This is a genomic window from Limimaricola variabilis (assembly GCF_014195545.1).
Classification (GTDB): Bacteria; Pseudomonadota; Alphaproteobacteria; order Rhodobacterales; family Rhodobacteraceae; genus Limimaricola; species Limimaricola variabilis.
Map to the genome: position 1 here is coordinate 227,900 of NZ_JACIBX010000003.1, position 11,086 is coordinate 238,985.

General features: G+C 69.0%; 12 protein-coding genes. 4 read left to right on the plus strand and 8 right to left on the minus strand.

Annotation, left to right across the window (positions count from 1 at the left end):
* Positions 1-189 precede the first annotated feature (189 nt).
* Positions 190-915, minus strand: a complete 726-nt coding sequence (gene fnrL, locus FHS00_RS06805) for a transcriptional regulator FnrL (protein WP_183471142.1) — start codon at positions 913-915, stop codon at positions 190-192.
* A gap of 318 nt (positions 916-1,233) precedes the next feature.
* Between fnrL and FHS00_RS06810 the strand changes: the two genes are divergently transcribed.
* A complete protein-coding gene (locus FHS00_RS06810) occupies positions 1,234-2,148 on the plus strand; it encodes a universal stress protein (protein ID WP_183471144.1) in 915 nt (304 codons plus the stop codon).
* 95 nt (positions 2,149-2,243) lie between these two features.
* Here FHS00_RS06810 and FHS00_RS06815 read toward each other — a convergent pair whose 3' ends face one another.
* Both FHS00_RS06815 and FHS00_RS06820 read right to left on the minus strand, forming a co-directional pair.
* On the minus strand, positions 2,244-3,071 hold the full coding sequence (locus FHS00_RS06815) for a universal stress protein (RefSeq protein ID WP_183471146.1): 828 nt from the start codon (positions 3,069-3,071) through the stop codon (positions 2,244-2,246).
* 20 nt (positions 3,072-3,091) lie between these two features.
* Positions 3,092-3,946, minus strand: coding sequence for a universal stress protein (locus FHS00_RS06820; RefSeq protein ID WP_183471148.1), 855 nt, complete (start codon positions 3,944-3,946; stop codon positions 3,092-3,094).
* A gap of 136 nt (positions 3,947-4,082) precedes the next feature.
* On the opposite strand from FHS00_RS06820, the gene FHS00_RS06825 reads away from it, so the two are divergent.
* The 3 genes from FHS00_RS06825 (at position 4,083) to FHS00_RS06835 (ending at position 8,096) form a co-directional block, all read left to right on the plus strand.
* Positions 4,083-4,490, plus strand: a complete 408-nt coding sequence (locus tag FHS00_RS06825; RefSeq protein WP_183471150.1) for a c-type cytochrome — start codon at positions 4,083-4,085, stop codon at positions 4,488-4,490.
* Between the two features lie 6 nt (positions 4,491-4,496).
* Positions 4,497-5,270: a VIT1/CCC1 transporter family protein gene (locus FHS00_RS06830; RefSeq protein ID WP_246391143.1), complete on the plus strand. Its 774-nt coding sequence runs from the start codon at positions 4,497-4,499 to the stop codon at positions 5,268-5,270.
* Between the two features lie 123 nt (positions 5,271-5,393).
* Entirely contained in the window at positions 5,394-8,096 is a 2,703-nt protein-coding gene (locus FHS00_RS06835; RefSeq protein WP_183471152.1) for an HAD-IC family P-type ATPase, read from the plus strand.
* Here FHS00_RS06835 and FHS00_RS06840 read toward each other — a convergent pair whose 3' ends face one another.
* The 5 genes from FHS00_RS06840 to FHS00_RS06860 all read right to left on the minus strand — a co-directional run bounded on the left by FHS00_RS06840 (position 8,097) and on the right by FHS00_RS06860 (position 11,084).
* Positions 8,097-8,939: a universal stress protein gene (locus FHS00_RS06840; protein ID WP_183471154.1), complete on the minus strand. Its 843-nt coding sequence runs from the start codon at positions 8,937-8,939 to the stop codon at positions 8,097-8,099.
* Between the two features lie 25 nt (positions 8,940-8,964).
* Positions 8,965-9,408, minus strand: coding sequence for a hypothetical protein (locus FHS00_RS06845; RefSeq protein ID WP_183471156.1), 444 nt, complete (start codon positions 9,406-9,408; stop codon positions 8,965-8,967).
* Positions 9,409-9,569: 161 nt separating this feature from the next.
* Positions 9,570-9,968 (minus strand): CBS domain-containing protein, encoded by a 399-nt coding sequence (locus FHS00_RS06850; protein ID WP_183471158.1) that lies wholly within the window; start codon positions 9,966-9,968, stop codon positions 9,570-9,572.
* Complete coding sequence (locus FHS00_RS06855) at positions 9,965-10,114, minus strand: hypothetical protein (protein WP_183471160.1); 150 nt, start codon at positions 10,112-10,114, stop codon at positions 9,965-9,967. Before FHS00_RS06855 ends, FHS00_RS06850 begins: the two co-directional genes overlap by 4 nt.
* A gap of 13 nt (positions 10,115-10,127) precedes the next feature.
* Positions 10,128-11,084 (minus strand): FAD:protein FMN transferase, encoded by a 957-nt coding sequence (locus tag FHS00_RS06860; protein WP_183471162.1) that lies wholly within the window; start codon positions 11,082-11,084, stop codon positions 10,128-10,130.
* Positions 11,085-11,086: the final 2 nt, after the last annotated feature.

Sequence of the window (11,086 nt, forward strand, 5' to 3'; positions counted from 1 at the left end):
AGGTTTTGGGACGGCCTCCAATGGCAGCGGCAGGACCGCGGCGATCCATGCTTCCAGGAGCATTTGGTACTGTCGGCCAAGCCGTACGCCGTCCGCAGCAGCGCACCATGTCTCATTCGGCACCGTTGCACCCTTTCGAACGGTCATACGCAGTTTCACGCCAAGTCCGTGATGCGCGGCGGGAAGACGTTAAGCCACGGTCACGTCGTCTCCCGTCTCGACGATGAGCCGATCCAGATCGGGGATCAGGATGCGTCGCCGGTCGTCGAGCGCGATCACCCCTTCGCGGCCAAGTTGGCTGATCTGGCGGCTCACGGTTTCGATGGTCAGGCCGAGATATTCGGACATCGCCTCGCGCGTCAGCGGCAGATCGAGTCGCAGGTCGTGGGTGCGGGGCATCAGGTCGAAGCTGGCCTCGCGCCGGGCGACCGAGACCAAAAGGCTCGCGATGCGCTCGCGCGCGGTCTTGCGGCCGAGCACCATCATCCATTCGCGCGCCGCGTCCAGCTCGTCGAGCGTCATCTCCAGCAGCCGCCCCGACACATGCGGCATGTCCGCGAGCAGCCGCTCGAACGGCGCGCGGCGAAAGCAGCACAGGGTCACGTCGCTCGCGGCCGTCACGTCATAGGGGGCGGTTTCGCGGCCCGGGCGGCCGATGAAATCCGACGGCAGCAGGAGGCCGACCATCTGCACCCGCCCGTCCTCGAGCGTCTGCGACATGGTCGCGATGCCCGAGACGACCGAGCCCACGAAGCTCAACTCGTCCCCGGCCCAGACGATCTTCTGCCCGGCCTCGTAGCGGCGATAGAACTTGACCTCTTCCAGCCTTGCCAGCTCGGCCTCGTCGCATCGCGCGCAGACAGCACGGTGACGGATTCCGCAATCCGCACAGCGCAGGTCCAATCGTGGGGTCATGCCTGAGATCCTTGCAAGGTGGGGCCATGTTACCATCGAACGGCAAGATCGCGTAGGGCGGTGCGACGCGACCCCGTGTCCCATGCCCGAATCCCGCCGAACTGCTGCTCCGGATCGAATGGCCCGCCGATCTGACCGTGAAGGCGCAACTGCGGGCAAGGGCCGGCAAGCCATTGACGGTCAACGAAGATCGACTTTGGGTCAAAAGGGCTGCCCTTTCGGGAGCGGACGCCCTGTGTGTTCGACCGCCTGCGGCCCTTTCTAGCCACGGCCCCACCACGACGACCGACAGGACCGACGCGCCCGGGTTCGACGCCGATGCGAAGCAGCGCGCTTGATCTGGCGCAAGGCGTGGTGGCGCAAGACAGAGGAACATTGGCTCGCATCGAAATCAGCCGACAGGTGAGCCCCATGAGGACGATCATAGCCGCAACCGACTTTTCCAAGGCGAGCAACCAAGCCGTTCTGAAGGGCGCTGCCATCGCGGCCCGCACGGGCGCGCGGCTGCACATCTTCCATGCGGCCAGCTTTCGGATAGAGCCGGATCAGGCAGAGCATTTCGCTGCCCTTGCAGAGGGTTACATCGATACGCTGCGCGCCCGGGTCCAATGCCGCTTCGGCCCAGCGCTGGAGGTGAGCGGCACCGATTCAGCCGCCTGGCAGGACATCTATCCCGTTCTCGAACGGCAGAAGGCCGATCTGCTGGTGGTCGGGCAGCATGTGCACCCGAACGGGCTCGACATGTTCAACGGGACCTTCGTGGAGCGGTTGGCGACCGACTGCCCCGTGCCGGTCCTGGTCTCGGTCTCCGATCCGGAGACACCCTATCGCCGCATCCTGGCGACGGTCGATCTGGGCCCGGCGAGCGAGCGGGCCATGCCGGTTCTGCGTGCGATCGCACCGGACTCCAAAATCGCCTTGATGCAGATCGAGCGCGCCCGATCTTTGGCCAGCCATCCCTGCGACGAACCCCACGGCCTGGGCGTCGCGCCGACCTACAGCGCCCACGCCGCTGCGCGTTTCCGCGACCGCACGGGGCTTGGCGCCGAAACCGAGCTGTTCATCGTCGAGGGCGATCCGCGCCTTCGTATCCGTCAGGAGGTTTCGTCCCGGAGCATCGATCTGGTCGCTCTCACCGGTGCGGAACCGATGCGCGGCCTGAAGGACGACTTCCTGAGGACCCCGCCCTGCGACCTGATGGTGTTCCCGGCGGGCGCCCGGCAATCGGCATAGCCCCGCCGCAGAACTCGGCTTGATTGGCGCCCTCTACCGGGGCGCCGCCCCCTTCTCCGCCGTGCCCCGATAGGCAGCCCGGGATCGCGACGGCGCTACTTCGAGAACAGCACCGGGCGCTTGGCCCGCTGCATCAGGTCACGGGTCACGGTGCCCAGCACGAAGTCATAGGCCTTGGAGTGACCGAAAGCCCCGGTGGCGATGAAGCTCGCGCCGGTCTCAAAAGCCTCGCGTTCGATCACCTCCGCGATCCGGCTTCCTCCCGGTGACCGGTGGGTGACGGTCGCGTTCATCTCGTGCCGGCTGAACATCGCGGCCATCTCGTTGGCCGGATAGTCCTGCTCGCCCGGATCGGGCGCCTGCTCCACGCTGAGCAGAACGACCTCAGCGCCCTTGTCGAGCAACAGGACCGCGTCATGCGCGGCCCGCGTCGCCTCGCGGGTGGCGCTCCAGCCGATGACCGCCGAGGCGCCGAGCGCGGCGGGCTGGTAACCCTGCGGGATCATCAGCACCGGCCGGCCGGCATTGCGGATCAGCTCCTCCTGCGGCCGGCCCGCCGCGTCCCGCTCCGGGCGCATGACGAGGACCAGATCGGCGGCACGCGCGCTTTCGCACAGCCGCTCGCCGATCGTGGCGAGCCGCGCCTCGAGGCAACGCCATTCGGGCGTGGCCCCTTCGGCCTCCGCCGCCTTCTTGAAAGCGGTCTCGATCTCGAGGGCAGTGTCGCGCTGCCGGGCGCGGATCTGGTTGAGGATCTCACCTGTGACATACATCGAGATAGAGGCATGCACGACCGGATCGGGCAGCACATGCAGCCCGAGCAGATGCGCGCCGTGATGTCGCGCGAGCGCGGCGCCGGCCCGGGCCAGGGTCGGGGCGCTCGCGGTATCGGTGAAGCAAAGGGCGATGGTGCGGCAGGTCATGGCCGGCTCCTTTCAATGGGTCAGGTGTTGATAGAGGGCGGCACGGCGAGGATGTCGCAGGGTGGATCGGCCATGAGACCGCGGGCCACGCTGCCCAGAAGCGCCTCGGACAGCCGCGAGCGTCCGTGGGTGCCGACAACGAGCAGATCGGTGGGCGCGGATCTGATCTCCTCGCGTATCGCCGAGACGGTCTCGCCCTCGATCAGCTCCCGGTCCGAGGGACCGACGATGGTTTCGAGCCCGCCGAGGAAGGTGTCCATGCCGGTCTCGGCCTCGGCGCGCGCCAGTTGCCGCTCATGGGCCATCACCCCCTTGCGCGCCGTGCCGCGCAGCACCCCGCCGAACGGCACGGAATAGCAATGCAGAAGGCGAATGCGCGCCGCCGGCGCCAGCCGATGTGCGGCCACCAGCGCCTCGCGCGCGGCGAGCGAGAAATCCGTGGCGAGAAGGACCGAGCTGTAAGGCTGATCGGTGTCGTCGCGTGCGACCAAGAGCGGCACGTCGCAGGCTTTCGCCACCCGCTCGACAGTCGTGCCGCGGAACAGGTCGATCAGACCGGGATTGCGATGCGCACCCATTATCAGAAGGTCGGCGCCCTCCGCCTCGATCCGGTCGAGGATCACCATCCAGTCGGTGCCGACGCCGATGCGGGCGACCACGTCGAGGCCGAAGCGTTCGCGCAGGTCGGTGGCCTGCCCCTCGAGCCGCGCCATCAGCGCGCCCTCGAAGGTCGCGTGCAGATCGTCGGGCAGACCGTCCTGCATGACATGCAGCAGTATCAGCTGCGCGTTGCGCCCCTTGGCCAGTGCTGCGCCGCGCCGCAGTGCGATGTCGCCCTGCTCCGCCATGTCGGTGGCAACCAGTATTCTCTCCATGCGGGCCCCCTTCGGGCGTGGATCACGCCTCCCTGTCGCGATCGACTCTATTCCAGCCCCGCATCCGGGCGCGTTGATCCAGGTCAAACCGCAGCGCGCAGTCACGTGTCAGGGTCGGGGTCAGGAGGATGCGTCCATGAAACATGCCATTGCGCTGCTGCTTACCCTCGCCTCGCAGGCCCACGCCCAATCCGATCCGGCATCGGTCGCGGCCGGGCAGGATGTCTACATGGTGTTCTGCCAGACCTGTCACGGGGCAACGGCCCAAGGCGGCGGGCCGCTGGCCGAGATCATGACCCGCGAACCGCCGGATCTGACCCGCCTTGCTCTGCGCAACGACGGCCGCTTTCCAACCGAGGCCGTGGCGCGACAGATCGACGGGCGCGACCCGCTGCTCGGCCATGGCGGCGAGATGCCGGTCTTCGGCCCGGTCTTCGACACGGAGCTGGCCGCGCTCGCCACCCCGGCCGGACAGCCGATGCTGACGGATCGCACGATCGTGGACCTGATCCACTGGCTGCAATCCATTCAGGAAGCGGAGTGACACCGCATGGCACGCGATGCCGAGGGAACGGCGCCGACCCGCGCGATGGCCGGGCTTTCTGATGGCGATCATGGCCATGGCCGAGAGGACATCGCACGCCGCCTCGACCGTGCGAGCGGCGGTGGCGCCGGTCATCTCAAGGATTTCGTCTACGGCGCGATCGACGGCGCGGTGACCACCTTTGCCATCGTCGCCGGCGTGCAGGGGGCCGGATTTTCGCCCGGGATCATCCTGGCACTGGGCACGGCGGACGTGCTGGCCGACGGCTTCTCCATGGCCGCCAGCAACTACTCCGGGACCAAGGCCGAACGAGACGACATGGAGCGGCTCAGGGCGGTGGAGGAACGCCATATCGAACTCTACCCGGAGGGGGAGCGCGAGGAGTTGCGCCAGATCCTGCAGGCCAAGGGGCTGGAGGGCGAGGTTCTCGATCAGGCGGTCGCGGCCATCGCGCAAAATCGCGGGGCCTGGGTGCAGATGATGCTCGTCGACGAGTACGGGCTGAACCCCAGGATCCCCGATCCGCGCAAGGCCGCCCTCGCCACCTTCGCCGCCTTCCTCGCGGCGGGCATGGTGCCGCTGCTGCCCTTTGCGATCGGGCTGAATGGGGCGTTCGGGCTGTCGATCCTGTCGACCGCCGCGACCTTCTTCGTGATCGGCGCGCTCAAGAGCCGCTGGTCCCTCAGCCCCTGGTGGCGCTCCGGCCTGGAAACCCTGCTGATCGGCGGGATGGCGGCCTCGATCGCCTATCTCGTCGGCTCCATGTTGAGGGGTGGCTGAGTTGCGCCCGGCCCGTCGGCAGGCCGATTGCCCCCCTCCGCCTTCCGACCAGCCGGCACGGGATCACGCCGCGCCGCGCCTGCCCGTGTTAGCCTCGACCTAGAGGAAAGGGGCGCGGCGGGGATGACGGAGGAAAAGGATCAGGCCGCCGGCACGCCCTGGCACGCGCTCGAGGGCGCACAGGCACTGACGAGGCTCGACACCACGCCCGCAGGATTGACCGCGCGCGAGGCCGGCGAGCGACTGGCGCGGCATGGCCCGAACCGCCTGCCCGCGCCGCGCCCCAAGAGCCTGCTGCGCCGCGTCTGGCATCAGTTCGACAACCTCCTCATCCAGGTTCTGCTCGCGGCTGGGCTGATCACGGCGGTGCTCGGCCATTGGGTGGATTCGGGGGTCATCCTCGCCGTTGTCGTGATCAACGCGGCCATCGGCCTGTGGCAGGAGGGGCGCGCGGAAAACGCGCTCGCGGCGGTGCGTTCGTTGCTGTCGCCCGAAGCCTCGGTCCGGCGCGACGGCAGGCGCGGGCGGGTCGAAGCCGCGGGCCTCGTGCCCGGCGATATCGTGCTGCTGGAGCCCGGAGACAGGGTGCCCGCAGATCTGCGGCTGATCGAGACCCGTGGCCTCAAGGCGCAGGAAGCGGCGCTGACCGGGGAATCGATGGCGGTGGACAAGAACGTCTCGCCGGTCGCGGCGGATGCCCCGCTTGGCGATCGCCGCCCGCTCGCATTCTCGGGCACGCTGATCGCCGCCGGGCGTGGCGAGGGGGTCGTCATCGCCACCGGAAGCGCGACGGAGATCGGTCGGATCGGCACGATGCTCGGCACGGTGGAGACATCCAGAACGCCGCTGCTGCAACAGATCGACCGCTTCGCGCGCCGCCTGACTTTCGTGATCCTCGCCGTCTGCGCCGCCGTTTTCCTCTACGCCGTTCAGCTCGGCGGCTATGGCGCGAGCGCCGCGTTTCTCGCGATGGTCGGGACGGCCGTGGCCGCGATCCCCGAAGGGCTGCCGGCGGTGCTGACGATCACCCTTGCGCTCGGCGTGCAGCGCATGGCCGGGCGCCGGGCCATCATACGCCGCCTGCCCGCGGTCGAAACGCTCGGCGCGGTGACGGTCATCTGCACCGACAAGACCGGCACGCTGACCATGAACGAGATGGTTGTGCGGCAGATCGTGATCGACCCCGACGCACCACCCCTGTCGGTGGGCGGCGCTGGCTACGACCCGCAGGGCGACATCACCGGAAACAGCGGAGCCGCTTTGAGCCTGATCATGGCCGGGCTACTCTGCAATGACGCGCATCTCGTGCGTGGCGAAGCCGGCTGGACGGTGAACGGCGATCCTATGGAGGGTGCGCTTCTGGCTCTCGCGGGCAAGGCGGGGATCGATCCCGAAAACGCGCGCCGCGAGCATTCAAGGCGTCACGAGATCCCCTTCGACGCCGCCTATCGCTACATGGCAACGCTGCATGACGGCCCGGCGGGGCGGACGATCCAGGCAAAGGGAGCGCCGGATCAGCTCGTTTCGCTCTGCACCCGGCAGGCCGGCCCCGGCGGCACGGCTCCGATCGATCGGGCGGCGTGGTCGTCGCGGATCGAGGCGCTGGCATCGAGTGGCCACCGGGTCCTCGCCTTCGCGAGCAGGCAGGCCGCTGATCTCGACAGGCTGTCGCATGACGACATGGACGGGCTGACGCTTCTCGGCCTTGCGGGCTTCATCGATCCGGCCCGGCCCGAGGCGATCGCGGCCGTCGCCGATTGCCGCCGCGCGGGCATCAAGGTGAAGATGATCACCGGCGACCATGCGCTCACCGCCCTCGCCGTCGCCGCCGAGCTCGGCCTCGATGCGCACGGCGTGCTGACCGGACATGATTTCGAAGGGATGGATGCGGCAGAGCTGCGGCGTCTGGCGGCCGACACGACCGTCTTTGCGCGCACCGCGCCCGAGCACAAGTTGCGGCTGGTCGAGGCGCTGTTGGCCGGGGGCCATGTCGTCGCGATGACCGGCGACGGCGTGAACGACGCGCCCGCCCTCAAGCGAGCCGATGTCGGCGTCGCCATGGGCATCAAGGGCACCGACGCGGCCAAGGAGGCTGCGCAGGTGGTCTTGGCGGACGACAATTTCGCCTCCATTGTCGCCGCCATCCGCGAAGGGCGCACTATCTACGACAACATCCGCAAGGTCATCGCCTGGAACCTGCCGACCAATGGGGGCGAGGCGCTCGTCGTCATCCTGGCGATCCTGATCGGCCTGCCGCTGCCGATCACGCCGATCCAGATCCTGTGGATCAACATGGTCACGGCGGTGGCGCTTGGGCTCACCTTGGCCTTCGAGCCAGCGGAGCCCGGCGTCATGGACCGTCCGCCCCGACGGCCGGGCGCCTCGCTGCTCGATGGCGAGATGATCTGGCGGGTCGCGCTGGTGTCGGTCCTGTTCGGCGCCGCGGTCTTCGGCCTGGCCGGCTGGGTCACGGCACGAGGCGAAACGCTGGCCTATGCGCGCACCCTGTCGGTCAACCTGCTCGTGGTGCTGGAGATCTTCTATCTTTTCTCGGTGCGCTATCTGCACATGACGTCGATCACGCCGAAGGGGGTCCTCGGCACCCGCGCGGTCCTCTTCGGCATCGTCGTCGCGGTCATCGCGCAGGCCCTTTTCACCTACGCCTCGCCGCTGCAGGCGGTATTCGACACCCGGCCTGTGCACCTCCGCGACGGTGCCGTGATCCTCGGTCTCGGGGTGGCGCTCCTGCTACTGCTCGAAGCGGAGAAGCTGCTGCGCCGTGGCTGGGCTGGTCGGGTGCCGCGGCAGCCTCAGGCGCATGGGTGATCAGTCCTCGCGGGGGAAACGGCCTGGATGCACCAGCAGGTCGCAGGGCAGATGCGCCAGCAGTTCCGAGGCGACCCGGCCCATGGTCATCGGCACGTGCCCCTCGGCGCCATGACGGCCGATGGCCAACAGGTCGATCCCCTCTTGCGCCACGGCGTCGAGCAGGGCCGGCGTCGGCCGCCCTTCGAGAAGCCCGATCTCCGCCTCGATGCCGTCTTGCGACAGGCGTCGTTGCATCTGCTGCAGCTGGAACAGCATCGGCTCCTCGATCTCGTCCCGGTCGCGCTTGGTGATGTCGCCGGTCTCGTCCATGCGGTAGCCGAGCCCGCCGAAGGGCACCCGGTAGGCATGCACGAGCCGCATCGAGGCACCCTCCGCGAGCTTCGCGGCGAGACGCGCCGCGTCGGCATCACGCGCCGCGAAGCTGGTGGCGATCAGCACCTTGCCATAGGGCGCCGTCGGCCGATCCGACACGACTAGCACCGGTGCGTCGGACATCTGCACGCAGCGGTGCAGGACGCTGCCGCGAAACAGATCGACGAGGCCGCGGTCACGATGCGCCCCCGTCACCGCGAGATCGAAGCGCCCGCGCGAGATGCGATCCACGACCCGCCGCCAGGGATGGCCGAAGACGACCTCCACCCTCCCCGCCCCGGCCGCGCCGCGGGTCAGGATCTCGTGCGCCGTCTGCGCCGTTTCCTCTGCGATGCGGCTGGGCAGGCTGTCGTCGACCACATGCAGTATCTCGAGCTCGGCGCCCAGCGCCGTGGCCAGTTGCAGCGCCCGCGCGAGGGCATGGCCGCTGCGTTCCGAGAGATCGCTCGCCATCAGTATTCCGGGCATGTGAAGTCCTCCTTGGACTGGGCGATCAGTGACGGGACCGCCTTTGGCCACCGTCGCGGATCGGCGGATCGGAGACTGCGGTGACGGCGAGGTCGATCAGCGCGCCGAGCAGGGTCGCTTCGGCGACCAGCCACCAGACCCCCGGCCCCGGCTGCGGCAACCATTCCGAGCGGGCCCAGATGACGCCCAGCGGCTGCTGTGCCACGAGGAGCAGCACGATGCCCATCCAGAGCCCGATCCAGCCTCCGCGAAAACCCGAGGGCAGGCGGAGGTCGATCAGCGGCACGCGGTCGAACTGGCCCGCCAGCCCCACCAGTGCGCCGAGGATCACGGCCCAAAGCACGATGCCCCAGACCAGCATGGTCTCGGCGGCGGAGACCGGGGTCAGCAGGATCGGCGCCACCAGCCCGAACATGAGGCCGAGCGACTTGGCCAGCGCGACGCGTTTCATCAGCGGTGTGAGTGTCATGTCGATGTCCTCCCGCATCCTGTTTCGCCGATGGGGGTCCGACGCGCCTTGATCTGGATCATGCCTGCCGCCGGGCCTCGAAACGTTCAGCGCGGGCGCGCCCGGCCTCCTCCCCGCCTTCCGAAACGCCGATCACGGCTCCGGCCGCTCCATAAGAGGTCCTAGCCGTCCCAGTTGGCCAAGGCGCGAACTAGGTCGCCGCGTGCCAGGATGCCGACCATGGCGCCCGCCTCGAACACCGGAAAGCGGCGGTACCGGCTGGCAAGGAAGCGCTCGATCGCGGTCAGAAGATCCATATCGGCGGGCAGGCCTTCGACCGGGGCATGCATGACCTCCTCGACGCGACCCGTCGATCCACCGTGATAGGCCGACTCCAGCGCGCCCTTCAGGCAATCTCTTTGCGACAACATGCCGAAGGGGCGTCCCTCGTCATCGACGACCGGCAGGCCCGAGACGCCGTGGAACGCCATGAGATGCATTGCGCGCTGCAGGTTCATCCCAGGCGTCACGGTGATCACCTCGCGGGTCATGATCTCCGATATGCGCGGCAGCGGTTTCATAGCGGGGACCGGCGGGCGCAGGGCTTGCGGCAGCCATCGCAGGCTCGACCACAGCCACCCGAAAGCGGACCCCGCCCGGCCAGCAGGCCCAGCGCCAGCCCCGCCATCGACAGCGCCACGAGGATGAGAACGAGAAGCAGCGTCACGCGCGATCTCCCTTCATGCCAAGATGCGGGGGGCGAAGCCGCCGGTCATGGTCTCGACCGGCCCGTCCGCTCCGCGTTGCAGGAACAGGGCGGCGATGCCCTTCTTTCGCGCGAGCGCGATCCCGCGCTCCGACCCAAGCGCCAGCAGTCCTGTCGCCAAGGCATCGGCCCGCAGGCCGCTTCGGGCCAGCACAGAGACCTGCATGAGCGTCTGCATCGCGGGCCGGGCGCGGACGGGATCGATGACATGGCTCGTCGTCGCGCGCCCCGCATGACCCTGCGGCGCATGGGCGGAGGTTGCCAGCGCCAGCGCCTCCGGTCGCACCACCCGTTGCGCGAGCGTTGCCTCCGCCCCCGGATGTTCGACCGCGACCCGCCAGGCCCGGCCCGAACGATGGCGGCCAAGCGCCCTGATTTCACCGCCGATCTCGACCAGCGCATCCCTCGCGCCCAAAGCCGCGACCCGCGCGGTAAGAAGATCCAGCGCGTGCCCCTTGGCCAGCCCGCAGGGATCGAAGGTCAGCGCGTCATGACTCTTGCGGACCGCGCCGCTACTCAGGTCGAAATGCCCGCCCTTAGGGACGCGTCCGGCGATCCTGCCGAAGCCGTAACGCGCTACCAGCGGGCCGACCCGCGCGTCGAAGCCGCCCTTGGTCAGCCCGCGCACCACTTCCGCCTCCCGCAGGCAGGCCCGCGTCGCCGCCCCTACAGGCATCCACCGCCCCGCCGATGCGCGGTTGAGCGCGACGAGCGCGCTGTCCTCGCGCCATGGCGACAGCTCCGCATCCAGCGCGGCGATCAGGCTCGTGGCTCCGGCCTCGATCGCCGCCCCGTCCGTCCCGGCAGGCAGGAGGCAATGCCAGTAGCTGCCGAAGGCCGGGCCGCCGAGGCTCAGCGTCGCGGCCCATGCGGGCGGCGCGAACAGGGCGGCCCCCGCCCCTGCCAGAAACTCCCGTCGTCCGATCGGCATGG

What these genes read in the sequence shown, in the direction of transcription:
- FHS00_RS06835 (WP_183471152.1), top strand. Translation starts at nt 5,394, where the DNA reads ATGACGGAGGAAAAGGATCAGGCCGCCGGCACGCCCTGGCACGCGCTC.
- FHS00_RS06860 (WP_183471162.1), bottom strand. Translation starts at nt 11,084, where the DNA reads ATGCCGATCGGACGACGGGAGTTTCTGGCAGGGGCGGGGGCCGCCCTG.
- FHS00_RS06825 (WP_183471150.1), top strand. Translation starts at nt 4,083, where the DNA reads ATGAAACATGCCATTGCGCTGCTGCTTACCCTCGCCTCGCAGGCCCAC.
- fnrL (WP_183471142.1), bottom strand. Translation starts at nt 915, where the DNA reads ATGACCCCACGATTGGACCTGCGCTGTGCGGATTGCGGAATCCGTCAC.
- FHS00_RS06845 (WP_183471156.1), bottom strand. Translation starts at nt 9,408, where the DNA reads ATGACACTCACACCGCTGATGAAACGCGTCGCGCTGGCCAAGTCGCTC.
- FHS00_RS06820 (WP_183471148.1), bottom strand. Translation starts at nt 3,946, where the DNA reads ATGGAGAGAATACTGGTTGCCACCGACATGGCGGAGCAGGGCGACATC.
- FHS00_RS06840 (WP_183471154.1), bottom strand. Translation starts at nt 8,939, where the DNA reads ATGCCCGGAATACTGATGGCGAGCGATCTCTCGGAACGCAGCGGCCAT.
- FHS00_RS06810 (WP_183471144.1), top strand. Translation starts at nt 1,234, where the DNA reads ATGCGAAGCAGCGCGCTTGATCTGGCGCAAGGCGTGGTGGCGCAAGAC.
- FHS00_RS06830 (WP_246391143.1), top strand. Translation starts at nt 4,497, where the DNA reads ATGGCACGCGATGCCGAGGGAACGGCGCCGACCCGCGCGATGGCCGGG.
- FHS00_RS06815 (WP_183471146.1), bottom strand. Translation starts at nt 3,071, where the DNA reads ATGACCTGCCGCACCATCGCCCTTTGCTTCACCGATACCGCGAGCGCC.
- FHS00_RS06850 (WP_183471158.1), bottom strand. Translation starts at nt 9,968, where the DNA reads ATGAAACCGCTGCCGCGCATATCGGAGATCATGACCCGCGAGGTGATC.